Origin of the sequence: Aminomonas paucivorans DSM 12260 (genome assembly GCF_000165795.1) — a bacterium.
Taxonomy (GTDB): domain Bacteria; phylum Synergistota; class Synergistia; order Synergistales; family Synergistaceae; genus Aminomonas; species Aminomonas paucivorans.
Genome location: NZ_CM001022.1, coordinates 535,225 through 560,484 on the forward strand (window position 1 = coordinate 535,225; position 25,260 = coordinate 560,484).

Annotated in this window: 28 protein-coding genes; 22 read left to right on the forward strand and 6 right to left on the reverse strand. The window is 70.9% G+C overall.

Going from position 1 to position 25,260, the window contains the following annotated elements:
- Nucleotides 1-143 precede the first annotated feature (143 nt).
- Nucleotides 144-701 (reverse strand): hypothetical protein, encoded by a 558-nt coding sequence (locus APAU_RS02370; protein WP_006300065.1) that lies wholly within the window; start codon nucleotides 699-701, stop codon nucleotides 144-146.
- A 297-nt stretch (nucleotides 702-998) separates the two neighbouring features.
- Between APAU_RS02370 and APAU_RS02375 the strand changes: the two genes are divergently transcribed.
- Both APAU_RS02375 and APAU_RS12440 read left to right on the forward strand, forming a co-directional pair.
- Nucleotides 999-1,724 (forward strand): response regulator transcription factor, encoded by a 726-nt coding sequence (locus APAU_RS02375; protein WP_006300066.1) that lies wholly within the window; start codon nucleotides 999-1,001, stop codon nucleotides 1,722-1,724.
- A complete protein-coding gene (locus APAU_RS12440) occupies nucleotides 1,721-3,151 on the forward strand; it encodes an ATP-binding protein (RefSeq protein WP_006300067.1) in 1,431 nt (476 codons plus the stop codon). Before APAU_RS02375 ends, APAU_RS12440 begins: the two co-directional genes overlap by 4 nt.
- Here APAU_RS12440 and APAU_RS02385 read toward each other — a convergent pair.
- Nucleotides 3,148-3,933: an SIR2 family NAD-dependent protein deacylase gene (locus APAU_RS02385; protein ID WP_006300068.1), complete on the reverse strand. Its 786-nt coding sequence runs from the start codon at nucleotides 3,931-3,933 to the stop codon at nucleotides 3,148-3,150. The two genes, APAU_RS12440 and APAU_RS02385, sit on opposite strands and share 4 nt — an antisense overlap.
- A gap of 137 nt (nucleotides 3,934-4,070) precedes the next feature.
- On the opposite strand from APAU_RS02385, the gene APAU_RS02390 reads away from it, so the two are divergent.
- From APAU_RS02390 to APAU_RS02435, 11 genes are all read left to right on the forward strand, one after another.
- Nucleotides 4,071-4,562 (forward strand): ferritin, encoded by a 492-nt coding sequence (locus APAU_RS02390; protein ID WP_006300069.1) that lies wholly within the window; start codon nucleotides 4,071-4,073, stop codon nucleotides 4,560-4,562.
- Between the two features lie 87 nt (nucleotides 4,563-4,649).
- Nucleotides 4,650-5,177 (forward strand): flavin reductase family protein, encoded by a 528-nt coding sequence (locus APAU_RS02395; RefSeq protein WP_006300071.1) that lies wholly within the window; start codon nucleotides 4,650-4,652, stop codon nucleotides 5,175-5,177.
- Nucleotides 5,174-5,974 (forward strand): TIGR02757 family protein, encoded by an 801-nt coding sequence (locus APAU_RS02400; protein WP_006300072.1) that lies wholly within the window; start codon nucleotides 5,174-5,176, stop codon nucleotides 5,972-5,974. The genes APAU_RS02395 and APAU_RS02400 overlap by 4 nt, the downstream gene beginning before the upstream one ends.
- A gap of 330 nt (nucleotides 5,975-6,304) precedes the next feature.
- Entirely contained in the window at nucleotides 6,305-6,475 is a 171-nt protein-coding gene (locus APAU_RS02405; RefSeq protein ID WP_006300073.1) for a hypothetical protein, read from the forward strand.
- Nucleotides 6,468-7,319, forward strand: a complete 852-nt coding sequence (locus APAU_RS02410) for a RimK family alpha-L-glutamate ligase (protein WP_006300074.1) — start codon at nucleotides 6,468-6,470, stop codon at nucleotides 7,317-7,319. Before APAU_RS02405 ends, APAU_RS02410 begins: the two co-directional genes overlap by 8 nt.
- A 195-nt stretch (nucleotides 7,320-7,514) precedes the next feature.
- Nucleotides 7,515-7,664 (forward strand): hypothetical protein, encoded by a 150-nt coding sequence (locus APAU_RS13220; protein WP_006300075.1) that lies wholly within the window; start codon nucleotides 7,515-7,517, stop codon nucleotides 7,662-7,664.
- Nucleotides 7,655-8,386, forward strand: a complete 732-nt coding sequence (locus tag APAU_RS02415; RefSeq protein WP_006300076.1) for a citrate/2-methylcitrate synthase — start codon at nucleotides 7,655-7,657, stop codon at nucleotides 8,384-8,386. The genes APAU_RS13220 and APAU_RS02415 overlap by 10 nt, the downstream gene beginning before the upstream one ends.
- On the forward strand, nucleotides 8,374-9,414 hold the full coding sequence (argC, locus tag APAU_RS02420) for an N-acetyl-gamma-glutamyl-phosphate reductase (protein ID WP_006300077.1): 1,041 nt from the start codon (nucleotides 8,374-8,376) through the stop codon (nucleotides 9,412-9,414). The genes APAU_RS02415 and argC overlap by 13 nt, the downstream gene beginning before the upstream one ends.
- A gap of 14 nt (nucleotides 9,415-9,428) precedes the next feature.
- Nucleotides 9,429-10,244 carry an amino acid kinase family protein gene (locus tag APAU_RS02425; RefSeq protein ID WP_006300078.1) on the forward strand — a complete coding sequence of 272 codons (816 nt, stop codon included), beginning with the start codon at nucleotides 9,429-9,431 and terminating at the stop codon, nucleotides 10,242-10,244.
- Complete coding sequence (locus APAU_RS02430) at nucleotides 10,220-11,332, forward strand: aspartate aminotransferase family protein (RefSeq protein WP_232207799.1); 1,113 nt, start codon at nucleotides 10,220-10,222, stop codon at nucleotides 11,330-11,332. Before APAU_RS02425 ends, APAU_RS02430 begins: the two co-directional genes overlap by 25 nt.
- Nucleotides 11,329-12,351: a M20/M25/M40 family metallo-hydrolase gene (locus tag APAU_RS02435; protein ID WP_006300080.1), complete on the forward strand. Its 1,023-nt coding sequence runs from the start codon at nucleotides 11,329-11,331 to the stop codon at nucleotides 12,349-12,351. The genes APAU_RS02430 and APAU_RS02435 overlap by 4 nt, the downstream gene beginning before the upstream one ends.
- On the opposite strand, the gene APAU_RS02440 is transcribed toward APAU_RS02435, so the two are convergent.
- Both APAU_RS02440 and APAU_RS02445 read right to left on the reverse strand, forming a co-directional pair.
- Nucleotides 12,348-12,896, reverse strand: coding sequence for a folate family ECF transporter S component (locus APAU_RS02440; RefSeq protein WP_006300081.1), 549 nt, complete (start codon nucleotides 12,894-12,896; stop codon nucleotides 12,348-12,350). The genes APAU_RS02435 and APAU_RS02440 overlap by 4 nt on opposite strands.
- Nucleotides 12,897-14,108 (reverse strand): CaiB/BaiF CoA transferase family protein, encoded by a 1,212-nt coding sequence (locus APAU_RS02445; protein WP_006300082.1) that lies wholly within the window; start codon nucleotides 14,106-14,108, stop codon nucleotides 12,897-12,899.
- A 155-nt stretch (nucleotides 14,109-14,263) separates the two neighbouring features.
- Here APAU_RS02445 and ptb point away from each other — a divergent pair, with 155 nt between their 5' ends.
- The 5 genes from ptb (at nucleotide 14,264) to phoU (ending at nucleotide 18,887) form a co-directional block, all read left to right on the forward strand.
- A complete protein-coding gene (gene ptb / locus APAU_RS02450) occupies nucleotides 14,264-15,196 on the forward strand; it encodes a phosphate butyryltransferase (RefSeq protein ID WP_006300083.1) in 933 nt (310 codons plus the stop codon).
- Between the two features lie 80 nt (nucleotides 15,197-15,276).
- Entirely contained in the window at nucleotides 15,277-16,371 is a 1,095-nt protein-coding gene (buk, locus tag APAU_RS02455; protein WP_006300084.1) for a butyrate kinase, read from the forward strand.
- 3 nt (nucleotides 16,372-16,374) lie between these two features.
- Complete coding sequence (locus APAU_RS02460) at nucleotides 16,375-17,331, forward strand: 2-hydroxyacid dehydrogenase (protein ID WP_006300085.1); 957 nt, start codon at nucleotides 16,375-16,377, stop codon at nucleotides 17,329-17,331.
- Nucleotides 17,328-18,146 carry a globin family protein gene (locus tag APAU_RS02465; RefSeq protein WP_006300086.1) on the forward strand — a complete coding sequence of 273 codons (819 nt, stop codon included), beginning with the start codon at nucleotides 17,328-17,330 and terminating at the stop codon, nucleotides 18,144-18,146. Before APAU_RS02460 ends, APAU_RS02465 begins: the two co-directional genes overlap by 4 nt.
- 9 nt (nucleotides 18,147-18,155) lie before the next feature.
- The gene (gene phoU / locus APAU_RS02470; RefSeq protein WP_006300087.1) at nucleotides 18,156-18,887 is read left to right on the forward strand and encodes a phosphate signaling complex protein PhoU; all 732 of its coding nucleotides are present in this window, start codon (nucleotides 18,156-18,158) and stop codon (nucleotides 18,885-18,887) included.
- Here the strand turns inward: phoU and gpt are convergent.
- Nucleotides 18,884-19,375, reverse strand: coding sequence for a xanthine phosphoribosyltransferase (gpt, locus tag APAU_RS02475; protein WP_006300088.1), 492 nt, complete (start codon nucleotides 19,373-19,375; stop codon nucleotides 18,884-18,886). The genes phoU and gpt overlap by 4 nt on opposite strands.
- Before the next feature lie 182 nt (nucleotides 19,376-19,557).
- Here gpt and APAU_RS02480 point away from each other — a divergent pair, with 182 nt between their 5' ends.
- Nucleotides 19,558-20,643 carry a BMP family ABC transporter substrate-binding protein gene (locus tag APAU_RS02480; RefSeq protein ID WP_006300089.1) on the forward strand — a complete coding sequence of 362 codons (1,086 nt, stop codon included), beginning with the start codon at nucleotides 19,558-19,560 and terminating at the stop codon, nucleotides 20,641-20,643.
- 109 nt (nucleotides 20,644-20,752) lie between these two features.
- Here APAU_RS02480 and APAU_RS13485 read toward each other — a convergent pair whose 3' ends face one another.
- Nucleotides 20,753-21,247, reverse strand: coding sequence for a nuclear transport factor 2 family protein (locus APAU_RS13485; protein ID WP_006300090.1), 495 nt, complete (start codon nucleotides 21,245-21,247; stop codon nucleotides 20,753-20,755).
- A gap of 399 nt (nucleotides 21,248-21,646) precedes the next feature.
- On the opposite strand from APAU_RS13485, the gene APAU_RS02490 reads away from it, so the two are divergent.
- From APAU_RS02490 to APAU_RS12445, 3 genes are all read left to right on the forward strand, one after another.
- Nucleotides 21,647-23,185 (forward strand): ATP-binding cassette domain-containing protein, encoded by a 1,539-nt coding sequence (locus tag APAU_RS02490; RefSeq protein WP_006300091.1) that lies wholly within the window; start codon nucleotides 21,647-21,649, stop codon nucleotides 23,183-23,185.
- An 89-nt stretch (nucleotides 23,186-23,274) separates the two neighbouring features.
- The gene (locus tag APAU_RS02495) at nucleotides 23,275-24,225 is read left to right on the forward strand and encodes a FlgT C-terminal domain-containing protein (RefSeq protein ID WP_156789408.1); all 951 of its coding nucleotides are present in this window, start codon (nucleotides 23,275-23,277) and stop codon (nucleotides 24,223-24,225) included.
- A gap of 133 nt (nucleotides 24,226-24,358) precedes the next feature.
- Nucleotides 24,359-25,240: a tetratricopeptide repeat protein gene (locus tag APAU_RS12445; RefSeq protein ID WP_006300093.1), complete on the forward strand. Its 882-nt coding sequence runs from the start codon at nucleotides 24,359-24,361 to the stop codon at nucleotides 25,238-25,240.
- Nucleotides 25,241-25,260 lie beyond the last annotated feature (20 nt).

Sequence of the window (25,260 nt, forward strand, 5' to 3'; positions counted from 1 at the left end):
GCGGAGGAAGGGAAAGGGAAGCGAGTTCGCCCCGACGGGCCCTCTTCGTTCCCGGGGCAGAAAGAGGGGGCGGGGGGACACAAACCGGCGCCCCCCGAAGAGGGCGCCGGAGAGGGGGGCGGACGGTTTCGTCGTCCGGGGGATCAGGCCAGGGTGGTCTCCTCATCCTCCTCCGCAGCGGCCAGGGCCGCGTCGATCCGGGCCAGGAGGGTCTGGAAGATGGAGCCGTCCTCCTCTTCCTCCCTTTCCACCATCTGGCCGTTGGGGCCGTAGGTTCCCGGGGCCCGGCCCGCCTTGTCGGCGCCCGTCATCCCTCCCGGGGGCATGCCGCCGGGAGGAGGGGTTCCTCCCTGTCCCGGACCGCCCTGGGGGGGCTGGAGGGCCGACAGGTCTCCCGTCTCGGCCACCTGGCCCAGCATCTCCGCCAGGTGGGTGAGGCGGTTCTGCTCCTCCCCTTCCGCCTCCTCCGCCTGGGCGGCCACGTCCTCCGCCAGCTGCTCCACCACTTCCTGGAACTGCTCCGGGTCCTTCTCCTTCAGCTGCTGGAGCTTGCTCATGAGCTCCGCGGGCCCGGAGACTTTGAAGTCGTCCGATCCCGACTCGCTTCCCGTCTGTTCCGTCGACGAGGTCGCCTTCTGGGCGGCCAGGCGGAGCATTTCCACCAGGCTGGTGTTTTGGGTGCCGACGCTGCCGATGTTCACCGAGAATCCCTCCTTGAGTGGGTGATGGGGGTCGGGACGAGCCCCCGCCCCCTCTTCCCTTGCTTCGGATTCCCGGGGGCAAGGGTTCGCCAAGGAGAGCAAGGGGGGGATAAGAAGTGCAAAGACCCCCTGAAGACGGGGGGTGCTGCTGGCCCTGGCGGTTTCCCTGCCTCTGGTCCGAAGGAGAGCCTGAAGGGGCAGCGCACAAAGAAGTGCAAAGGTCGCCGCCGTTGCCGGTTCCCCCCTTCCGGGGTTGGTACAATCGCCCCAGCAAGGCGGAGGGGAGAGAGGCTGCCCGTGGAAGGGGAACGGAAGCGCATCCTGGTGGTGGACGACGATGGGGAACTGGGGGAGCTGCTGCGAACCTATCTGGAGCGGGAGGGGTTCGCGTGCCTCCACGTGACCGACGGGGAGACGGGGCTTCGGGAGGCCCTTTCGGGGCGCCAGGACCTGGCGATCCTGGACGTGATGCTGCCGGAGAAGAGCGGTTTCGACGTGCTGCGGGAGATCCGGGCCCGGTCGGACCTGCCGGTGCTGATGCTCACCGCCCGGGGGGATCCGGTGGACCGGGTGGTGGGGCTGGAGCTGGGGGCGGACGACTACATCCCCAAACCCTTCCTCCCCCGGGAGCTGGCGGCCCGGGTGCGGGCGGTGCTGCGCCGCACGGACCGGAAGGAGGAGGACCCCGCTCCGGAGGACGCGGATCGGCTGTCGGTGGGGGACCTGGAGCTGTGCCTCCTGTCCCGGACGGTTCGGGTGGGGGGGCAGTCCGTCTCGCTCACGGGGACGGAGTTCCGGCTCCTGCGGGCCCTTCTGGCCTCCGCGGGGTTTCTGGTTTCCCTGGAGAGCCTGAGCCCGGAGGTTCTGGGGCGGCGACACTCCGCTTTTGACCGGAGCCTGGGGGTCCACCTGAGTAACCTGCGGCGCAAGCTGGGACCCTACCCCGACGGGATGGAGCGGATCCGCACCGTCCGGGGGGAGGGGTACGTGCTGGTGTACCCGGAGCCGGAGGGGCGGGGATGAAGCGCCTTTCCCTCTTCTGGCGCATGTACCTGGGGTTCCTCCTGGCCCTGCTGCTGCCCGTGGGGCTCTTCGAGCTGTCCGCCCTGGGGGCCCGCCAGCGGTTCCACGGCGAGATGGTCCGGGGGCTGCCCCGTCTGCTGGTCTGGACCGTGTCGACCCTGGCGGAGGAGGCGGGGCGGGTGCGCTCCCAAGGGGGGGAGGAGGCCCTGGCGGCGTTCCTCCGGCGGGAGGGGGAGCTTCGGGGAATGGAGCTGTACGTGACGGACCCGAAGGAAACCTTCTTGTCCGATCCCCCCTCCGATCCCCTCCGGCCCGAAGGCCCCGAGTCCCCTTCCGGCTCCTCGGGGGAGCGGGTGCTTCGGTTCTCGGGGCATCGCCTGGGGGTCTCGGTACCCCTGCCCGGTGCCCCCCTGAGGCTGCTGGGGATCCTGCTGCCCCCGGAGGGAAGGCCCCCCGGTCCTCCGGGGCCGCCGCCCCCGGGGTTCCGGAACCCCCTGCGGGGCCTTCTCCTGCCCATGGTGGCGGGAGCCACCCTGTGTTTCCTGCTGGTCCGGTGGCTCACCGTGCCCCTGAAGGACCTGCGCCGGGCCACCTCCACCCTGGCGGGGGGGGACCTGGCCGCCCGGGTGGGGCCGAAGGTGACGGATCGGGGGGACGAGATCGCCGAGCTGGGGCGGGCCTTCAACGCCATGGCGGAGCGGATCCAGTCCCTGGTGACCTCCCAGCGCCGTCTGCTGGGGGACATCTCCCACGAGCTTCGGTCCCCCCTGCAGCGGGTGGGCCTGGCGGCGGCCCTGGCCCGCAAGGGCTGTACCCCCGAGGGGGAGGCCTACCTGGAACGCATCGAGGGGGAGACGGGGCGGATGGGGGAGATGATCGGCCAGCTCCTGGACCTGACCCGGGAGGAGCTGCGGGACCTGTGTCCGGAGGAGGAGCCGGTGTATCTGGAGGCCCTTCTGGAGCGCATCGCCGCGGACGGGGCCTTCGAGGGGGCGGAGGAGGGCAAAGGGGTGGAGCTGTCCGTTCCCGAAGCGGTGGTGGTGTGGGGGGAGGCGGAACCCCTGGCCCGGGCCCTGGAGAACGGGGTGCGCAATGCCCTGCGCCACACCCCCCCGGGGACGGGGGTGGAGGTGAAGGTCCTTCCGGAGGGAGACCGGGTCCGGATCCTCGTCCGGGACCACGGGCCGGGGGTGGAGGAGGGGGAGCTGGAACGGATCTTCCTGCCCTTCTACCGGGTGGATTCCTCCCGGGACCGAGGGCAGGGGGGCGTGGGCCTGGGGCTTGCCATCGCCCGGGAGGGGACGAGGCGCCTCGGAGGGACGGTGACGGCCCGCAACCACCCCCAGGGAGGGCTGATGCTGGAGTACGTCCTGCCCCTGCGCCCCGTCCCGGCGGAACGGGGCGCAGGAGGCCCCCGGGCCTCCTAGATGGGCGAATCGGGGGCCTCCTCTTCCGGGGAGTCATAAGCCTTCTCCACCCTCTGGAAGAAGGTGTCCAGGTCCTCCTCCGCGTGGAGGCTCACCCGGTTCCGGGGGAGGTAGGAGAAGGAGATCTCCCCCTTGTTGACCACCACGATCCTCCCCGGGCAGGCGGAGGGCAGCAGCGCTGCGGGGGTCACCACCAGGGAGGAGCCCACCACGAAGAGCAGGTCCGCCTCTTCCATGAGGGCCTGACAGGCCCCGAGGGCCTGCACCCCTTCCCCGAAGAAGACGATGTCGGGCTTCACGATGCCCCCGCAGCGGGGGCATCGGGGCACCTCCGCGGCCGCCAGCAGTTCCCGGAAGGTCGCCAGGTCGTACCGGGCGCCGCAGCCCGTGCAGGTGTTTCCCCGCACCCCCCCGTGGATCTCCAGGACGTTTCGGGACCCCGCCTTCTGGTGGAGCCCGTCGATGTTCTGGGTCACGATGCCCGAAAGCACCCCCTCCTCCTCCAGCCGGGCGAAGAAGCGATGGGCCCCGGTGGGCTGGACGCGGTCCAGCAGGTCCAGGAATTCCCGGTGGAACCGGAAGAAGAAGCCCGGGTTCCGGAAGAAGTGGTCGATGTCGAAGATCCGCTCCGGGTCGGAGATCCCCAGGGTGCGGTAGAGCCCCTGGGGGCCCCGGAAGTCCTGGATCCCCGCTTTCGTGGAGAGTCCCGCGCCGCTCAAGACCGCCACGCGGCGGGAGGAACGGATCCACTGGGCGCAGGTTGCCGCTTCTCCGTATTGCATCGAATCGCCTCCCCTGGGGTATCATGTCTTCAGGCGGGACCCTAAGCCCTGCGGTGCCTTTCGTCAACCTTGACGGGGAAAGGGGAGGGCGGTATAAAGGGGCCGGTCAAACTGAAATCATTTCAGGAGGTGCGGTCATGAACATCGGCAAGAAGATGGAAAAGGCTATCAACGACCAGATCCAGGCGGAGCTGTACTCCGGGTACATGTATCTCGCCATGGCGGCGTATTTCGAGGCCCAGAACCTCAAGGGCTGCGCCCACTGGATGAAGAAGCAGGCGGAGGAGGAGCAGGAGCACGCCATGAAGTTCTTCGACTACGTGGCGGAGCGGGGCGGCCGGGTGACCCTTCAGGCCATCCAGGCCCCCAAGACCGACTGGGCCTCCCCCTTGGCGGTCTTCGAGGAGGCCTACGCCCACGAGCAGAAGGTGACCTCCCTCATCTACGGCCTCTACGAGGTGGCCCTGAAGGAGAAGGACTACACTTCCCAGACCTTCCTCCAGTGGTACCTGACGGAGCAGGTGGAGGAAGAGGCGGATTCCTCGGAGATCGTGGAGAAGCTGAAGGCCGTGCAGGGCGCCCCTCAGGCGCTCCTGATGCTGGACCGGGAACTGGGACAGCGCGGCTAGACCCGGCGGCGGATCCGACGGGGCGGGGCGGGAAGGCCCGCCCCGCCTTGCGATGGGGCCGGATTGCCCGGCGGAGGAGGTCGAACCATGGAGAAGCAGATCGACGTGAAGGCCCTGTTCCAGTTCAGCTACGGCATGTACATCGTCAGTTCCCTCTGCGAGGGGCGGCTCAACGGCCAGATCGCCAACGCGGCGATGCAGGTCACCGGGGACCCCTGCTCCGTGGCGGTGTGCCTGCACCAGTCCAACCTCACCACGGAGTACATCGGCAAGAGCGGGGTCTTCTCCGTGTCCGTCCTGGAGCAGGAGGTCCCCATGACCTTCATCGGCCAGTTCGGGTTCAAGTGCGGCCGGGACATCGACAAGTTCTGCAACGTCCCGTACCTCACCGGCTCCACCGGGGCTCCCATGGTGACGGAACACGCCCTGGCGGTGCTGGAGGCGAAGGTGGTGCACCGGATGGACGTGTTCACCCACCGGCTCTTCGTGGGGGAGGTGGTTTCCTCCCAGGTGGTGCGGGAGGGAACGCCCCTCACCTATGCGGACTACCACCTCATCAAGAAGGGCAAGTCCCCCAAGAACGCCCCCACCTTCGGGTTCAACCAGCTGAAGTGACCCGGGTCCTGGCGGCGTACCTGGAGGAGACCTATCGGGCCTTCCACCGCCCCGAGACGATCCACCCGGACCCCCTGGAGGTTCCCCGGCGCTACCCCTTCGGGGAGGACCGGGAGGTGACGGCCCTTCTGGCTGCCCTGTACGCCTATGGCCGGGTGCGGCAGATCCTGACCACCCTGGACCGCCTCCTGGCTCCCCTGGGCCCCCGGCCCGCCTCCGTCCTCCGGGACGGGGCGCTGCCGGGGGCCTTCTGCGCTCCCGCCCACCGCTTCACCTCCTGCGAGCAGACCCTGGGTCTGCTCGCAGGGACGGGGGCGGTGCTGCGGGAGTTCGGCTCCCTGGAGGGGGCCTTTCTGCGGGGCGGGGTCCCGACGTGCCGGGAGGACCTGCTGGAGGCCCTGGAGGGTTTCGCCGCCCTGCTGGCGGAGCGCTCCGGCACCGACGGGGCCTTCCTGCTGCCCCGTCCCTCCGGGAAGAGCGCCTGCAAACGCTGGTTCCTCTTTCTGCGCTGGATGGTCCGGGAGGACGAGGTGGACCCGGGGGGCTGGCGGGGCATCCCACGGTCCGCCCTGGTGGTGCCCCTGGACGCCCACATGTTCCGCTTCGGACGGGAGTGGGGGCTGATCCGCCGGGCCAGCCCGGACCTGAAGTCGGCCCTGGAACTCACCGAGGCCCTGGCGGCGGTGGATCCCCAGGACCCGGTGCGCTTCGACTTCTCCCTCACCCGCAGGGGCATCCTGGGAGAGGGGACCCTTGACAGGTCTCCCGCCCTTGGGGTATCCTTCCCGCCAAGCTGATGAGGCCGGTCGGACCAAAAGACCGGTTTCGGAAAAGGCGAGGAAGCGGGTGACCCCAGGAGCCCGGATCCCCCAGAGAGAGACCTCCACCGGCTGAGAGGGGTCTCGGATCCGCCGAAAGGTCCAAGGCCCGCCGAGCCGGCCCCGAAAGGGGGCGCTGTGCGCGTCCCTGGAGTAAGGCGCCCGGGTGGGCCCCGTCAGAGGCCTCCAAGAGGAGTCCTGGTGGCTCAAGTTGGGTGGTACCGCGGGTTTTCGGCCCGTCCCTTCAATGTGAAGGGGCGGGCCGTTTTGTATATCCGGCGTCGGAGGACGCGAAGGAGGTCGAGGAAGATGGCAAGCGGAGTCTGCGTGGTGTGCGAGGGAGCGGTGGCGCTGCCGGAAGGGTGCTGCCAGGGGGAGATCCTGGTGTGCGGGGATTGCGGCACGGAGCTGGAGCTGGTGGAGCTGGACCCGCCCCGGTTCGAGGAGGCCCCCCAGGTGCAGGAGGACTGGGGTGAGTAGGGGGCCCGTCCTTCGGATCCTCTTCACCCGGCTTCGGGCGGAGGAGAAGCTGCTGGCGGAGGCGGCCCGTCGGCAGGGTATCCCCGTGGACCTGGCGGACGTGACGGACCGGGTCTTCGGGGCCGCCCTGCCCGCGGAGGCCGGGGACGTGGTGCTGGCCCGGTGCGTGAGCCACGGGCAGAACGAGGCGGTGGCCGGGATGCTGGAGGCCCGGGGGTTCCGGGTGGCCAACCCGTCGTCGGTGATGGCCCTCTGCGGGGACAAGCTGCGCACCACCCTGGCCCTGGAGCGGGGGGGGGTGGCGCAACCCCGGTGGCGCACCGCCCTGTCGGAGGAGGGGGCCCTGGAGGCGGCGGAAGAGCTGGGGTACCCGGTGGTCTTCAAGCCCCTGGTGGGAAGCTGGGGACGCCTGTTGGCCAAGGCGAACGACCGGGAGGCGGCGGAGGCGGTGGTGGAGCACAAGGCCCAGCTGGGGGCGGCGCACCGCACCTTCTACCTCCAGGAGTACGTGCACAAGGGGGGCTTCGACGTGCGGGCCTTCGTGGTGGGGGGAGAACCCCTCTGCGCCATCCGGCGGGAGAGTTCCCACTGGATCACCAACACCGCCCGGGGGGGACGGGCCTGCGCCCAGCCCCTGGACGAGGAACTCTCCGGGGTGCTCCGGTCGGTGCACGCCGCCCTGGGGGGAGACTTCCTGGCGGTGGACCTGTTCCGTTCCCGGGACCGGTGGCTGGTGAACGAGGTGAACGACGGAGGGGAGTTCCGCAACTCCGTGGAGCCCACCGGGACGGACATCCCCGGTGCGGTGGTGGCCCATCTCTGGGCGAACCGGCCGAGGGCGTAGGTCCGTGACTTCCCGCAGGGAGATCCGAAAGCCCTTGAAGCGCCACGCAGCCGTCCTCAAGCGGAGGACGGGAGGATGGGTCGTGGGGTTCCGCAGGGTCTAGGCGCGCAGGCGCCCGCCCGAGGAAGAACGTCCGCGACCCGCCTTCGAGACCGGAGGCGGGTTTTTTTGTGGGGAAGGCAGGAGGGATGGTCCGTGGAGGTACGGGTGGACGAGGAGGGCTGGACCGTGGAGATCCGGCTGCGACGGGAACGGCGGAACGAGGCGCCCCGAGAGGGGCTGTCGGAGGAGGAACCCCGGGGCGAGGGGCCGGGGCATCTGGGGAGGGACGGGGAATGGTGGTGACGGTGGAACGGACGGAGGTGTCCCCCGATCGGATGGTCTTGGACGGGCAGCCCGTGGAGTCCTGGATCGAAAGCCTCGCCCCCGGGGATGCGTGGTTTCGCATGCTCCAGGGGCGGATGCCCGAGGAGGGGGAGCGGCGGGTCTTCGACGGGGTGCTGGTGGCCCTCACCGACCACGGCAGCACCCCCCCCAGCACCCAGGCCGCCCGGCTGGTGGCCTCCGCGGGGGTGCCCCTCCAGGCGGCCCTGGCGGGGGGGCTGCTGGCCTTCGGGGACCACCATGCCGGGGCCATTGAGGGGGCCATGGCCCTCTTCCAGGAGGAGGTGGCCCGGCCCGGTCCGGGAGGGGCGGCGGGCCTGGTGGAGCGGACCCTGGAGGAGGGGGCCCGGATCCCGGGGTTCGGGCACCGGGTGCACCGTCGGGACCCCCGGGTGGTTCCCCTGAAGCGTCTGGGGGAGGCCTGCCTTGTCCGGAGCCCCCACCTGGACCTGTTCCGCTCCCTGGAGGAGGAGCTGTCCCGGCGCAAGGACATCGGGGGGAACGTGGACGGGGTCTGCGGGGCCCTGCTCTCCGACCTGGGCTTTCCTCCCCAGGCGGGACGGGCCCTGTTCTTCGCGGGGCGCCTGCCGGGCCTCACGGGGTGGATCCTGCGGGAGACCCGGGGGCGGGCCTTCCGGCCCTACGCCCTGGTGCCCCGGGAGGGCGTCCCGTGTTCCGCGTAGCCCTGTGGGGGGCCACGGGCCTGGCGGGGGGGGAGCTGTTGCGCCTGATTGCGGGGCATCCGAACATGGAACTGGCCTGCGCCGTGTCCCGAGGTCGGGCGGGGCAACCCCTGGGGGGGACCCACCCCCACCTGCGACATGCCTACCCCTCCTGTTCCTTCGTCTCCCCCGAGGAGGCCCGGGAGGGGGAGGCGGACCTGGCCTTCCTGGCGCTGCCCCACGGAGCCTCGGCGGAGGAGGCGGGCCGGTGCCTAGCCCGGGGGCAGAAGGTGGTGGACCTGTCGGCGGACTTTCGGCTGCGGGACCCGGAGGCCCACCGACGTTGGTACGGGGCGGAGGTCCCCGCTCCGGAGCTGCGGGGCCGGGGGGTGTACGGTCTGCCGGAGCTGCACCGGGAGGAGCTGCGGGGGGCGGACCTGGTCTCCGGGGTGGGGTGCAACGCCACCGCCGCGATCCTGGCTCTGCTGCCCCTGGCCCGGGCGGGGGTGCTGGAGGAGGCCCGGGTGGAGTGCCGGGTGGGCTCCTCCGAGGGGGGCGCCGGAGGGGACGAGGGGAGCCACCACCCCTGGCGCAGCCGGGCCCTTCGGGTGGTGACCCCCTTCGCCCACCGCCACCTGGGGGAGGTGTGCCAGGAGCTGGGGCTGGAGGAGGAGCGCCTCACCCTGGGGGTGACGGCGGTGGAGCTGGTGCGGGGGGTGCAGTGCCTGGCCCACGCCACCCTCTCCCGGCCCATGGTGGAGGGGGAGCTGTGGCGCCTCTACCGGGGAGCCTACGGGGAGGAGCCCTTCGTGGACCTGTGCCCCGCCCGGCCCTCCCACCAGCGGATCCCGGACCCCCGGCACGTCCTGGGGAGCAACCGGGTTCGGGTGGGCTTCGCCCTGGCGGAAGGGGGGCGGCGGATCCTGGCGGCCTCCGCTCTGGACAACCTGATGAAGGGCGCCGCGGGCACGGCGCTGCAGGGGGCGAACCTGGCCCTGGGGCTCCCGGAGACCCGGGGGTTGGACATGCTGCCGGTGTTCCCGGCGTGAGGGGAGGAAGGGACATGATCGGGGTGGTGAAGGTGGGGGGCGCCCGGGGGAACCGGACGGAACCCCTGGTGCGGGAGCTGGCGGAGCGGGTGGCCTCGGGGGAGCGTTGGGTCCTGGTGCACGGGGCCAGCGGGGCCATGGACGACCTGTGCCGCCGGGAGGGGGTGGAGGTGCGCCACGTGGTGAGCCCCTCGGGGTACCGGAGCCGCTTCGTGGGGGAGCCGGAGCGGCGGCTCTTCGAGCGGGCGGCCCGGGAGGCGGGGGAGGCCCTGGTGGGTCAGTTGGGGGGGCTGGGGGTCCCCAGCAAGGCTCTGCGCCCCGCCCGGGCGGCCCGGAAGGAGTGTCTCCGCTCCCTGGAGGAGGGGCGGGTCCGGTTGGTCCGGGGCAACCGGAGCGGCTCCGTGACGGAGGTGGATCCCCGTCCCCTGGAGGCCCTGCTGGACTCCCGAACCGTGCCCGTGCTGCCCCCCCTGGGACGGGACGACGAGGGGCTGTGGCTGAACGTGGACGGGGATCGCCTGGCGGCGGCGACGGCTCGGGCCCTGGGGGCGGAGGTGCTGGTGATTCTCTCCAACGTGCCGGGGCTTCTGGCGGACCCGCAGGATCCGGAAAGCCGCATCCCCTCGGGGGATTTGGAAGGTTGGGAGGTCCTGGAGGGGGCGGCGAAGGGGAACATGAAGCGCAAGCTCCTGGCCTGTCGGGAGGCCCTGGAGGGGGGCGTTCCCCGGGTGGTCCTGGGGGACGGACGGGTGGAGGCCCCCCTGGGGGCGGCACTGTCGGGAAGGGGGACGCAGCTTTGGGCAGCGTGCTGTACGGCGGTCGGGGCCTGACCCTGACGGAGGGCTCCGGGAGTCGGGTGCGGGATTCCTCGGGGCGGGAGTACCTGGACTGGTTCACGGGGCACGGGGCGCTGCTCTTCGGCCATCGGCACCCCCGGCTGGTTGCGGCTTTGCGGGAGGCCTCCGAGGGTCTCTGGGGGGTGGGGGCGGGCTTCCGCCACCCCGCCCGGGAGGCCTGCGAGGAGCGCCTGGCGGCCCTGCTTCCCCGGGGGCGGGTTCTCTGGGCCAACAGCGGGGCGGAGGCCCTGGAAGGGGCCCTCAAGCTGGCCCTGCTGCTGCGCCCGGGGAGGCCCCGTCTGCTGGCGGTGCGTCGGGCCTTTCACGGCCGAACCCTGGGGGCCCTGGGGCTCACCTTCAACCCCAAGTATCGGGAACCCTTCCGGGCCTTCCTGCCCCCGGTGGAGCACCGGGGGGCCGAGGAGCTTCCCGCGGCGGTGGGACCGGATGTGGCGGCGGTGTTTCTGGAGCCCCTACAGGGGGAGGGAGGAGTGCACCCCCTGGATCCGGAGCTGGGCAGGGCGCTGACCCGGGCCTGCCGGGCCTCCGGGGCCCTTCTGGTGGCGGACGAGGTGCAGTCCGGCATGGGGCGCTGCGGCGCGCTGCTGGCCAGCCCCCTGATGGGGCTGGAGCCCGACGCGGTGTGCCTGGCCAAGGGACTGGCGGGGGGGCTTCCCGCGGGGGCGCTGGTCTGGCGGGGGGATCTGGGAGACTTCTCCCCCCATTCTCACGGTTCCACCTGCGCGGGCAACCCCGTGGTCTGCCGGGTGGCCCTGGAGGCGTTCCGGCTCCTGGACGAAGGGCTCCCGCAGCGGGGGGCCGCCCTGGGAGAGGTCTTCCGGGGGCGGCTTCGGGGCCTGGAGCATCCGGCGATCCGGGAGGTCCGGGGGGTGGGGCTCCTCACGGGGGTGGAGCTGACGGTGCCCGCCCTGCCTGTGGTGAAGGCCCTCCAGGAGAGGGGCGTCCTGGCCCTGGCGGCGGGGCCTCGGGTGGTGCGGTTTCTGCCCCCCTTCGTTATCCCGGAGGAGGAGGGGGCGGAGGTGGCGGAACGCTTCGCCTTGGCCCTGGAAGACTGCCGATGACCCGGGAGGAGCGGCTTCTGGCGGACCTGGTGGGGGTTCCCAGCCCCAGCGGCGAGGAAGGGGCGGCGGCGGCGACCCTGTGCGACCTTCTTCCCCGGTTCGGCTGGGAGGAGGCGACGGTGGACGAGGCGGGGAGCGTGGTGGCCCGGCGCGGCTCCGGGGGGCGGGAGCTGCTGCTGCTGGGGCACCTGGACACGGTGCCCGGGGGGCCGGAGGTGCGCCTGGAGGGAGAGGTCCTCTGGGGGCGGGGGAGCGTGGACGCCAAGGGCCCCCTGTGCGCCCTGGGGGTCAGCGGCGGGCGGATCCCCTTGCCTCCGGGATGGCGGGTGACCCTGGTGGCCGCCTCGGGGGAGGAGGCGGATTCCCGGGGGACGAGGCACCGCCTGCCCCTCCACGCCCCGGCGGCCTGCCTGGTGGGGGAGCCTACGGGGACCGACGGGGTGGCCCTCTCCTACCGGGGACGGGTGCTTTTGTCCCTGGAGGGAGAGGACGGAGGAGCCCACCGGTCCGGAGACCCGGGGCCCCTGGCGGCGGCGGTGCGGGCCGCTGCGGCGATCCTGGAGGAGGCGGAAGCCCGGGAGGGGCACTCCGGCGCGGTGTTGGGCATGGAGGGGCACGAGGCGGGGCGGCGCACCGCCCGGGTGGACCTGGACCTGCGCCTCCCCCTGGGGGCCTCCGTGGCGGGGTGTCTGGAATGGGCGGCGGAGGTGGCGGCCCGCCGGGGGCTGACCCTGCGGGTGCGGGACGCCGTGGAGCCCCACGGCGTGGACCGGTTGGATCCGGCGGTGCAGGCCCTGCGGGTGGCGGTGCGGGGGGAGGGCATGACGCCCCGGCTCCTGGCCAAGCAGGGCACGGCGGACTTCAACCTGGCCGCCGCCTGGGGGTGTCCCCTGGCGGTCTACGGCCCCGGGGACTCCCGGATGGACCACACCTCGGAGGAACGGCTGGATCTGGGGGAGTACCGCCGGGCCCTGGGGGTGCTGGATCGGGCCCTGCCTCTTTTGATGGATCGGGCCTAACGGCGGAGGAAGGGGCTCGGGGCCAGACGGGCGCGTTCCAGGAGGATGCGGCAGAGGAAGGCGTAGGCGGGAACGGTGACGACCGCCGCCACCAGGCGGGGGGGCACCGTGGCGGCCAGGGGCAGCCCGAAGAGGTGGCGGAGGATCAGGGGGACCAGCAGGCAGGAGACGAGGAGATAGGGGGCCCCCACCGCCGCCAGGAGCCCGGGCAGGCCGGGCCTTCCCGGCCAGACCCGCCAGAGGAGCCCCGGGAGGGCTCCCCCCAGGGCCGCCGCCGCGGTGAAGTGGGGCATGTAGGGCCCCATGGGCTGCACCCAGTAGCCCAGCAGGTCCCCCAGGGCTCCCACCAGGGTCCCCGCGGCGGGGCCCATCCCCAGGCTCGCCAGCACTACGGGAAGATGCCCCAGCCCCAGGCGCACCCCCTCCACGGGTCCCAGGGCGATGCGGATGCTGGCCACCCGGGTGAGCACCACGTTCAGCCCCACCAGCAGGCCCAGGAACACCAGCTCCCGGGTGGTGGGGCGCCAGAGCCGCCGCGGTTCCACCTAGAGGATCCCCTTCCCCTTCAGGGTTTCGATCTCCCCTTCCGACAGGCCCAACAGCTCCCGGTGCACCAGGTCGTTGTGCTCCCCCAGAAGGGGCGGGGCCAGGCGGATGCCCGAGGGGTTCTCGGCGAAGTGCATGGGGCACCCCGGGAGAAGCACCTCCCGGCCCCCGGGGAGGGAGGAGGGGACCAGCATGTCCCGGGCGGCGAGCTGCTTGTCCCCCAGAAGCTCCGCCACCCCCCGCACCGGGGCGGCGGGCACCTGAGAGGCTTCGAGGAGGGCCACCGCCTCGTCGGTGGGCAGGGTGCGCGTCCAGGCGGAGAGGGTCTCGGTGAGTTCCACCAGGTGGGCGATCCGGGCCTCGTTGGTGGCGAAGAGGGGGTGATCCGCCAGGTCGGGGCGCTCCATGACGGCGCAGAGGCGCTCCCAGGTGGGGCGGGTGGCGCATCCCAGGACCAACCATCCGTCGGCGGTGGGGTAGACGTCGTAGGGGGCTGCGCTGGCGTGGGCGCTGCCCATGCGCCCCGGGGGAAGGGGCTCCAGTTGGGCCCGCACCAGGGCGTTCTCCAGGATGGCGAACACCGAGTCCACCATGGCCAGGTCCAGCCGGTCCCCCCGGCCGGTGACGCTGCGGCGGTACAGGGCGGCGCACACCGCGTTGGCGGCGAACATCCCCGTGGCGATGTCCCCCAGGGAGCTGCCCACCCGGGTGGGGGGGGCGTCGGGGAAGCCCGTGAGGCCCATGAGGCCTCCCCGGGCCTGGGCGGTGATGTCGAAGGCCAGCTTGGAGGACTCGGGCCCCGTCTGGCCGAAGCCGCTGATGGAGCAGTACACCAGCCGGGGGTTCTCCTCCCTCAGGGCCTCGTGTCCCAGGCCCCAGCCCTCCATGGTGCCGGGGGAGAAGTTCTCCACCAGCACGTCCGCCCTCCGGGCCAGGCGGCGGCACAGGTCCTGCCCCTCCGGGGCGCGCAGGTTCAGGGTGAAGGATCGCTTGTTGCGGTTGAAGGTGGCGAAGTAGCCGCTCTGTCCGTCCTCCAGGGGAAGGTAGCCCCGGGAGTCGTCCCCCCGCCCCGGCACCTCCGCCTTGAGGACCGTGGCCCCCAGGTCTCCCAGCACCATGGTGCAGTAGGGGCCCGCCAGGGCCCGGGAGAGATCCAGGACCAGGACTCCTTCCAGCGGTCCGGAGCCGACGCCTTGCTTTTCCGTGGACATGCCCATCCCTCCGGGAGATCCCCTTCCCCCCTTCCCTTTTGGGGCCGGACGGAGAGGGTATAATGACGATGCCCGATTATACAGCGGGCGGATCGTTTTAGGTAGCAGGTACTAGAATCAGGTTCGAAACTTTTTTCGAGGAGGTTGCCGTTCGGATGAAACAGTTGCGTTCCCTGACCGAGTTGCTGCAGTACGCCCAGGAAGTGGGTCCCCTCACCATCAGCGTGGCCTGCGCCGAGGACGCGGAGGTCCTGGAGGCCGTCGAGGAGGCCCGCAAGAAGGGCATCGCCAAGGCGTTCCTGGTGGGGGACGCGGACAAGATCCGCTCCGTCGCCTCCGGCCTGGGCGTGGACCTGACCCCCTACGACGTGGTGGACGAGAAGGGCGGCGAGGCCGCCGCTTCCCTGCGGGCGGTGGAGCTGGTCTCCTCCGGGCAGGCGGACATCCTCATGAAGGGGATGGTCAAGACCGCCAACTTCCTCCGGGGGGTCCTCAACAAGGAGAAGGGGCTGCGCAGCGGCTCCCTGCTGTCCCACGTGTACATCCACGAGGTGGAGAACTACGACCGGATCTTCTTCATCGCCGACCCGGCCTTCAATATGTATCCCGACCTGGGGGCGAAAGTTGGCATCATCGACAACACGGTGCAGCTGGCTCACGCCTTCGGGGTGGAGTGCCCCAAGGTGGCGGCCCTGGGGGCGGTGGAGGTGGTGAACGCGGACATGCCTCCCACTCTGGACGCGGCGAACCTCACCCAGATGAACCGGCGCGGCCAGATCAAGGGCTGCCTGGTGGACGGCCCCCTGGCCCTGGACAACGCGGTGAGCGAAGAGTCCGCCAGGCACAAGGGCATCGTCTCCGACGTGGCGGGGCATGCGGACATCCTCCTGGTGCCCAACATCGAGGCGGGGAACATGCTGGCCAAGGCCATCATCTACTTCGCCCGCAACAAGACCGCGGGCCTGGTGCTGGGCGCCAAGGCCCCGGTGGTGCTCACCAGCCGGGCGGATTCGTCGGAGACCAAGCTGCTCTCCATCGCCTCCGCGGTGGCCCTGGCGGCGTTCCAAAAGAAGAAGAAACGGGGCTAGACCCCCTTCAGAGACGAAGACCTTCGCGGGGGGACGTCCGGTTCGGACGCTCCCCCCTTTGTGGATGGGAGGAGGGCATCATGCACGCACCCCTGATCCTGGCGATCCATCCCCGGCCTCGGAGCACCGAGGCGGCTCTGTTCCAGGGGGAGAGAGAACTCTGGCGGGACGGCAGACAGCACGCCTTGCAGGATCTGCACCGGTTCCCCTCCGTGTCGGCCCAGTTGGACTTCCGGCTCCGCAGCCTCCAGGACCTCCTCCTGGCCCAGGAAACCGACCCCGCCAAGCTGGACGGGGTGGTGGGAACGGGGGGACTGCTTCGCCCCATCCCCGGAGGGACCTACCGGGTCACCCCCGCCATGCTGGAGGAGCTGGAGAGTTGCCGCTACGGCTGCCACGTGTCCAACCTGGGGGCGCCCCTGGCCCGGAGGATGGCGGACCTGGCGGGGGGGCGTCCCGCCTTCGTGGTGGACCCCCTGGTGGTGGACGAACTTCTCCCGGAGGCCCGGCTTTCGGGCATCCCGGAGATCGAACGCAAGTCCCTGTTCCACGCCCTCTCCCAGCGCGCCGCAGGGCGTCACGCCGCCCGGGCCCTGGGGCGTCCCTACGAGGAGTGCAACCTGGTGGTGGCCCACCTGGGCTTCGGCATCAGCGTGGGGGCCCACCATCGGGGCCGGGTGGAGGAGGTCAACAACCCCCTGGAGGGGGAGGGGCCCTTCTCCGGGGAGCGCTCCGGGGGGTTGCCCTGCGGGGAGCTGGTGCGCCTGGCCTACAGCGGCCGCTACGACTTCGAGGAAATGATGGACCGCATCACCCGCAAGGGGGGGCTTCTGGCCCACCTGGGCACCGACGACCCCCACGTCCTGGATTCCCGCATCCGGGGAGGGGACGAGAAGGCCCGGCTGGTGGTGGAGGCCCTGGCCTACCAGGTGGCCAAGGAGATCGCCGCCCGGGGGGCGGTGCTTCGGGGGGTGGTGGACGGGGTGGTGCTCACGGGGCACCTGGCCCGTTGGGACACCCTGGTGGAGGGCATCCGACGCTGGGCGGACTGGGTGGCCCCCTTCCAGGTCTTTCCGGGGGAGAACGAGCTGGCGGCCCTGGCGGAGGGGGCCCTTCGGGTCCTGCTGGGGCAGGAGGAGCCTCGGATCTACGAGGAAGAGACGGGGGGACGGTAGAACATGCGGGTGGTGGTGCTGGAGCCCCTGGGGGTCAGCCAGGAACGCTTGGCGGAGCTGGCGGCTCCCCTGGGAGAAGCGGGACACAAGGTGGAGTTCTACGCCACCCGGGAGCGCAACTGGGCGGTGATGGCGGAACGGGCCAGCGACGCGGACGTGGTGGTGATCGCCAACCACGCCCTCAAGGGGGACGTGGTGCGTCTCTGCCCCAACCTGAAGATGATCTCCGTGGCCTTCACGGGGGTGGACCATCTGGACCTGGAGGCCTGCCGGACCCGGGGCATCCTGGTGTCCAACGCCGCAGGGTACGCCACCTCCGCGGTGGCGGAGCTGACCCTGGGCCTGGCGCTGGCCCTCTTCCGGCAGATCCTTCCGGCGGACGGGGCGGCCCGAAGCGGCGGCACCCTGGAGGGGCTGCGCCAGCGGGAGCTGCGGGGCAAGACCTTCGGCGTGGTGGGCACCGGGGCCATCGGCAAGGAGGTGGCCCGCCTGGCCGCCGCCTTCGGCTGCTCCGTGCTGGGGCATCGGCGTTCCGTGCCCGAGGGGGCGGAGGAGGAGGGCATCCTCCACGTGTCTTTGGAAGACCTGCTGCGCCGGTCCGACCTGGTGTCCCTCCACGTGCCCCTCACCGACGCCACCCGAGGCCTGATCGGGGAGGAGGCCCTGTCCCTCATGAAGCCCGACGGGGTGCTGATCAACGTGGCCCGGGGGCCCGTGGTGGACCAGCAGGCTCTGGCCCGGGCCCTTCGGGAGGGGCGCCTGGGCGGGGCGGGGGTGGACGTGTTCGACCTGGAGCCCCCTCTGCCGCCGGACCACGTGCTCTTCGAGGTCCCCCGGCTGATCCTGACCCCCCACCTGGGCTACGCCACGGAGGAGGCCTTGGAGGAGCGGGCCCGGATCGCCCTGGAGAACGTGCTGGCCTGGACCCTGGGGCGGCCCCGGAACGTGGTGTGCCCATGACCTGCCCGGGACGGCGCCACGTGCTGGAGACCTTCACCGCCCCCGGCTCCTTCGGGGACGGGGAGGTGCTCATGAGCCGGTTCCATCCCGCAGGGGAGAGGTTGCCCCTGGTGGTGGTGTTCCACGGGGTGCACGGCTGTGCGGATCCCTCCCCGGGGGAGAAGTACGGCGACCTGGGGCGGTTCCTGGCGGAGGAGGGCATTGGCTGCGTCCTGGCGGAGTCCAGCCGGAAGCGCCGGGATCGGAGGATCTTCGGGGACGACCGGGCGGGCTGGGCGGTGGCGGCCTTCGAGGGGAAGACCTTCCTCCAGGAGCTGGCGGACGCTGCCTCGGCCCTGGATCGGGTGTCCGCCCTGTGGCCCGCTAGCCCCCTGTGGATCTGGGGTTTCTCCCTGGGGGGGCTTCTGGGGATGCTTCTGGCAGGTCGGGCGGCGGGGCCCCTCCTGGGGCGGAAGGAGTTTTCCGTGCCCCACCTGCGGGGGCTGGTTCTCGCGGGAAGCGGGGACTCCCTCAAACAGGGGAGGGAGGACCAGACCCGGCTGCCCGTCCTGGACAGCCTGCCGGAGCAGCGGTGGCTCCACGAGGCGGCCCGGAACCTCTCGGGGATCCGCCTGGGGGCCTTCCGGGGGACCAAGGACGAGACCTTCACCCAAGGGGCCTGCCGCCGCCTGGTGGACCTGGCCCCCCTTCCCGAGCCGGATCGGTTCTACCAGGAGCTGGAGGGGGTGGACCACGCCTTCCGCACCCTGAACGGGGAGCCCTCCCGACAGCCCCTCCGGGCCATGATCCGGCGTCTCCTGCCCTGGTGGACCTAGAGGAGCCCCATGTCCTTCTTCCGGAGGGAACCGGACCCGGGGGCGGATGAGCGGTTCTTCGGCCGGGACCGTCAGGGTCTGGTGGAGATGGTGGTGCGCATGGGGGCCCTGGTCCGGGAGAACCTGGAGTCGGCGGTTCGGGGCCTGACGGAGCGGGACGAGGCGGCGGCTCTGGCCGGGGCCTCGGGGGACGACGGGGTGGACGAGATGGAGGTGCAGGTGGAGCAGGAGTGCCTGCGCCTTTTGGCCCTGCGCCAGCCCGTGCGGGAGGACCTCCGCTTCGTCTTCGCGGTGCTGCGCATCGTCAAGGATCTGGAGCGCATGGGGGACGAGGCGGAAAACGTGGCGGAGGAAGCCCTGCGCCTCTTTCCCGAGCCCGCTCCCCTTCCCCTGGAGGGACCCTTGCGGCGCATGGGGGAACTCTGCTTCGAGATGGTGGACGATGCCCTGGACGCCCTGGTGCGGGGGGATGCCCCCCTGGCGGAGCGGGTGGTGCGGCGGGACGACGATGTGGACGCCCTGTGGTTTCAGGTAAGGGAGGACACGGTGCGCCTCCTCGGCACCTGCCCCCCGGAGGGGGAGTCGGGGGCCCGCCGGACCCTGACGGAGCTGTCCGCGGCCCGTCACCTGGAACGGGTGGGGGACCACGCCACCAACGTGGCGGAGCTGGCCTTCTTCGTCCTCACGGGGAAGCGCCTGAGGGAGGAGCGTCCTGCTCCGCCCCCGGCTCCGGAAGCCTAGCGGTCCTGGTCCACGATGGGGGTGCAGAAGGCGCAGGTGGAGTCCCAGGGGAAGAGGATCCAGGTGTCCTGGCTCACCTCGGTGATGTAGGAGTCCACCAGGGGACGCCCCTCGGGCTTGGCGTACACCGCGGCGAAGTGGGCCCGGGGGAAGAGATCCCGCACCACCTTGGCGGTTCTGCCCGTGTCCACCAGGTCGTCCACGATGAGACAGTCCTCGTCCATGTCCTCCAGGTCCGGGCGCTTGAGGATGCTGGCCTCGCCCTGGGTGCGCAGGGTGTAGCTGGACACGCACACCGTATCCACCAGGCGGATGTTCAGCTCCCGGGCGATGATGGCCGCGGGCACCAGGCCTCCCCGGGCCACCGCCAGGATGCGGGTCCAGGGACGCAGGTTCAGGAGGCGCCAGGCCAGGGCCCGGCAGTCTCGCTGGAGCTGGTCCCAGCTTACGGGGTAGGTCTTGTGGTAGCGGTCGGCGGCATCGGACATGGATCTCATCCTCCCGGGGGTTTGAGTCTGACGACCCTACGAGGGTACGACGCCGAGGGCGGTTCGCGCAAGGCGAGGGGGGGAATGTCCGCCTGGCGGGGGAGAATTTCTCGGGAACTGAGGGAAAAAGTTGTGGTATTCTGGGCTCTGTCACCCAACCAACCTTGGAGGAGGCGGTTTTCGTGAAGCGGATTTCGTTCTGGGTCGCCCTGTGCCTGGGGCTCTCCCTCCTGTGCGGCGCGGCCTGGGCCCTGCCCGCGGTGGCGCCGAAGGACATCAAGTCGGGGTACGTCTACGTGGGGCCCGTGGGGGACGGCGGCTGGACCTACATGCACGACCTGGCCCGCAAGGCCATGGACAAGGCTTACCCCGGTCTCAAGTCCAGCTACGTGGAGTCCGTGCCCGAGGGACCCGACGCGGAGCGGGTCATGGAGACCTTCATCCGCAACGGTTCCAAGGTGATCTTCGCCACCTCCTTCGGGTTCATGGACCCGGTGCAGAACGTGGCCAAGCGGCACCCCGACGTGATCTTCATGCACTGCTCCGGCTACAAGCGAGCCGCCAACGTGGGGACCTACTTCGGCCGCATGTACCAGGCCCGGTACCTCTCGGGGCTCGTGGCGGGGAAGATGACCAAGAGCAACACCATCGGCTACGTGGCCGCCTACCCCATCCCGGAGGTGATCCGGCACATCGACGCCTTCACCCTGGGGGTGCGGAAGGCCAACCCCAAGGCGAAGGTGAAGGTGGTGTGGATCTTCTCCTGGCATGATCCCGCCAAGGAGAAGGAGGCCACCAAGGCCCTGGTGGACGCCAAGTCCGACGTCATCGCCATGCACGCCGACACCGGCGCCGCCCCCCAGGCGGCGGAGGAGCTGGGGGTCTGGGTCATCGGCTACAACAGCGACATGAGCCGCTACGCCCCCACCAAGTTCCTCACCTCCCCCATCTGGAACTGGAGCGTGGTGTACAAGCACGTCCTCGACGGGGTCACCAAGGGCACCTGGAAGTCCGAGGACATCTGGTGGGGTATGGAGAAGGGGCTTGTGGACCTGGCCCCCTTCGGCAAGGGGGTTCCCCAGAGCGTGAAGGACCTGGTGGCCAAGGAGAAGGCCCAGATCGCTTCGGGCAAGCTGGACGTCTTCGCGGGCCCCATCAAGGACCAGAAGGGCAAGGTGGTGGTCCCGGCGGGCAAGTCCATGAGCGACAAGGACCTCCTCTCCCTGACCTGGTTCGTGGAGGGCGTGGAAGGGGACGTGCCGAAGTAGGCGTCCGCCGCCCTTCGACGGGAAGCGCACCGATCCAGAAGGCCCGCCCCCTTTCGGGAGCGGGCCTTCTTTCGTGGAGCCCTCGGTTCAGCCGCCGAAGGAGGGGGAGCTACTTCTTCTCCTCGTAGGTCTTGATGATGGCGTAGATGGGGTCGAACAGGTCGTTGGGCACCGGGAAGCTCAGGTTGTACTGGACGATTTTCCAGGCCTTGCCGTCGTGCACCAGCACCCCCGTCCCCCGGGCCTCCCCGGCGGAGTGGGCCAGCCGCTCGTCGAACCAGGCGGTCTTCCCGTCGCCGCTGAAGAAGACGTGCCGCTCCGTGGGCTTGTAGGTCCAGCCCTTGCCCGTGTCGAAGCGCTTCTGCCCGTAGGGTTGGAACTCCTTCAGGGGCCACCGCTCGGTCTTGTCGGTGCCGAAGAAGACCGCGTCGGGGGCGAAGAGGGCGAAGTAGGCCTTCCCGTCCGCCTTGGAGGCGGCGAGGTGCAGCGCGTCCAGCACCTCCGCCACCGCCTTCTCCGGGTTGGCGGGGGCCGCCTGGGCGGGGACGCTTCCCAGGGCAAGGAGAAGACAGAGGAGAAGCAGGGAGAACCGAAAACGAGTCATGACGGCGTCACTCCTTTGTGGTGAAGAGATGGTTGACGCGGGAAGACTAGCACGGAAGGGCATTCCGGGGATAGGGCAAAGGGGCGGGGGTTTCCCGGGTCCCGGACGCTTCCCGCGGGGTACCGGGGAAGGCCCTCCTCTGGTACCATGGTCCCGATTCCATCCCTCCCGCGAAGGAGATGCCCATGCGCCAGAACTAGACGGTCGACCTCCATGGATTGCGTCCGCTCCGGTCCCCCTGCGGGACCGCCATGGGGTGTCCCGTCTCCGCTCCTCCCGGGGCGGGCTGCATCGGCATTCCGGAACCATCCACCAGCCCAGATCGTTTTCTCCAGTCCCGGCTTCCCCGTGGGGGAAGGGAGCGGCTGCGGGCCCCGAATCGTTTCGGGAGGTGCCCTCATGTCCCTTGCCTTTTCCCGCGTCTTTTTCCGCCACGAGGGGGCCGCGTCCCCCCTCTTCGAAGACCTGACCCTGGAGTTTCCCCCCCGTTGGACCGGCGTGGTGGGAGCCAACGGTTCCGGCAAGACCACCCTGCTCCGCCTCGCCCAGGGGGAGCTGCTCCCCTCGTCGGGGAACGTGGCCTCCCCGGGAAGAAGACGGTTCTGTCCCCAGGGGGTCGCCCTCCCTCCGGTGGGGTGGGTCGATCTGCTCCGCTCTCCCCTCCCTCGCCCGGCCCGCCTTCGGGCCGAACTGGAGCTGGATCCCTCCTGGGCGGAGCGCTGGGAGACCCTGAGCCCGGGGGAGCGCAAGCGGGTCCAGATCGGCGTCGCCCTCCTGGAGGAGCCGGACCTTCTGCTCCTGGACGAGCCGACGAACCACCTGGATCGGCAGGCCCGGGATCTGCTGCTTCGCTCCCTGAGGCGTTTCGGGGGGGTGGGGCTCCTGGTGAGCCACGACCGGGAGCTGCTGGACGTCCTTGCGGTGCGCTGCCTTTTCCTGGACCCGCCCCGGGCGATTCTGCTGCCGGGCAACTACACCGCCGCCCTTCGGGTTCGGGAGGAGGGGCGCCGCGCCGCCCGGGAGGCCTACGAGCGGGACCGACGGGAGCTGGTCCGCCTGGAAAAGGAACGGCGCAGGCGTCGGGAGGAGGCGGATCGGGCGGACCGGAAGCGGTCCAAGCGGGACTTGGCGCCTCGCGACTCCGACGGTCGGGAGCGCCTCGACCGGGCCCGGGTGACGGGACGGGACGGCCTGGCGGGGCGGCTGCTGCGGCAGATGGAAGGTCGCCTGGCCCAGCGGGAACGGGACCTGGAGGCTCGGGAGGTCCGCCGTCCCGAGATCCTGTCCTTTCGCCTGCCCGGTTCCCGCTCTTCCCGCAACCGCCTCCTGGATCTCCCGGGGGGAAAACTGTCCCTGGGGGGCGGGAGGTGGCTGCGCTTTCCGGACCTGCGGCTGGAGCCGGGGGATCGGGTGGCCCTGGCGGGGCCCAACGGTTCCGGCAAATCCACCCTCCTGCGGCACCTTCTGCCCCTGCTGAACGTCCCCCCGGAGCGGGTGCTGTATCTTCCCCAGGAGCTGGAGGAACGGTCGACCCGGGAACTGGTCGAGGCCTTTCGCCGCCTGGACCCGAGGCGCCGCGGCCTTGCCGGGGCGGTGATGGCGGGGTTGGGTTCCTCCCCGGACGCTCTCCTCGCCGGCCCGTTTCCCAGCCCGGGGGAGCTGCGCAAGGGATTCCTGGCCCTGGGGGCCCTGGCGGATCCCCAGATCCTGGTACTGGACGAGCCCACGAACCACCTGGACCTGCCCGCCACGCTCCTGCTGGAGCGGGCTCTTGCCCCTTTTCCCGGGGCCCTGATCCTGGTGAGCCACGACGAGGTCTTTCTCCGCACCCTGACGACGAGGTGTTGGCATCTGTCCCGGGAGGAGGGTACGAGCCGCCTGGCGACGGAAGGCCCCGTCTCGGGGGGATCGGCTCAGAGAGAGGGAAACGCGCCTTGATCCTCCTCCCCCGAGGGCCGATACTACCAGAAGGACAAGGAAACCCCTTGTGCATCCTGCGGCGCGCCGCAATTTCCGGGAGGATCACCGTGAACCCTCTTCGACCGCTTCGCTCTCGCGTCCTCGTCGTCCTGGCATCGAGCCTGCTGGGGATCGCCCTGTGGGGGGCGGCCGCCCGGGCGGACGTGGTGGACCCCCAGGTGGGGCTCCGCTTCCGCCTCGCCACCCCCATCCACAACCTGTCCTACTTCAAGGTGTGGCCCAGCCGCTACGAGCCCGGGGACGCCCTTCCGGAGCATATGACCTTCTTCTTCCAGAACCTCCTCAAGGAGTCCCCTCTCATCACCGCCACCCTGGTGGACAAGGAACTGGGGGCGGGATGGCCCACCCACGGCTTCACCCCCGACGACGTGGTGCTCAAGATCAACCTGGAGGACGCGGCCTTCACGAACCGCAACACCATGGGCTCCAAGATGACCGGCCGGGCCTTCGTGCGCATGACCGTCTACCGGGCCCTCACCAAGGACGTCCTCTTCACCACGGTGGTGAAGGGGCGGGAGACCCGCTGGAACCCGGAGTATCTGGACATCCTGGACAAACAGCCCGTGCTGTGGAAGGACTTCGAGCGCACCGTCTATTGGATGGCCATCCAGGACGCCCTGAGGCAGGCGGCGAACGAGCTGCTCCGGAACTACACGGGCTACCGCATCCTGGGTCGCCTGACCGCGGTGGCCACCCCCGCGGAGGGTCTGGAGGGCACCTGGGACCGGCGGGCCAAGCGGTTCCACATCAACCTGGGGCGGGACGATTCCCTCAAGGTGGGGGACGTGCTGGCGGTGACCCGGGCGTCCGCAGCCCGCACCGTGGACGCGGAGGAGCCGGTGATGCTCTACCCCCAGGTGGTGGGGAAGGTGAAGGTGGTGTTCCTCCAGGAGCGGGACGGGGTGGTGCAGGTGGTCTCGGAGCACAAACGGGCCCCCCTGGAGCCCGGAGACGCCCTCTCCGTGCCCATCCTGGCGCCCCGGAAGGGACAGCTTTGACGAGGGAACCCTCCTCGGGGCACTGGACGAGCTTCCCCGCTGCAGGAACCCTGGAACGGATCTCCCCTCTCCGGGGGATCGGGAGAGACCCCGCCCTTTGCGGGGGAGAGGCAGGAGAAAGGGGCGGCATGGCATGAAGAACTGGTTGCGAAAAACCCTCGCGGCGGCGCTGATCCTGGGGGTGGCGGCGGGGTTGGGAAGCCCCGACGACGCGGAGGCGGCGAAACGCAAAAAGAAGGTCGCCCCCAAGCCCGTTTCCAAGGTGGAGCAGGAAGTGGTGCGTCAGGCTTGGCGGGCGGGGCAGCAGATGGTGGAGGAAGGGCGCCTCAAGGGGGCGGTGGTCTACCTGCGGCAGTATCTGGCCCTGAAGCCCCGGTCCGTGGACGGCTGGTACTGGCTGGGCCGGGCCTTCGCCGCCCAGGGGGACTACGAACGGGCCCAGAACGCCTTCGGTCGGGCCGTGGCCATCGATCCGGAGTATCCCGCCCTGACGCCGGGCCGGCGGGACCTTTGGCTTCGCCCCATGGTGGTGCACTCCCCCTGGAAAGCCCCGCTGCTGGCGGGGACCAGGGTTCCCGCCCAGGCTCCCGCTTCGGGAGACGCCGCGTCGGGGGCCCCCGCCTCCCTGGACCTTCCTCCGGCTCCCCCGGGCAGCCAGCCCGCGGAGGGGTGGGTGGTGGTCTCCGCCTGGATGACCGACCCCCGGTTCACCGCCGTGGGGGATTGGCGGGTCACGGTGGACCGGATGGGCCTGATGGACCAGCCTCGGGTTCCCGTGGCCTGGAAAGGGGACAAACCCTCGGTGGTCTACGCCTGGGGGGGAGACGGCTGGTTCACCCTGCGACCGGAGGAGCTGGAGTCCCCTCAGGACGTGCTGGGGCGTTCCCGCTCCCTGCTCCTGGCCCGTACGAAGGAGACCGGCTGGGTTCTGGGAAAGGAATCGGAACAGTACCTCCCCGTGCAGGTCCGTTCCTGGCGTTTCCAGTGGTTGGGGACGGTGCTGACCCCGCGCTAGGGCCGGATGACTCGGGACGT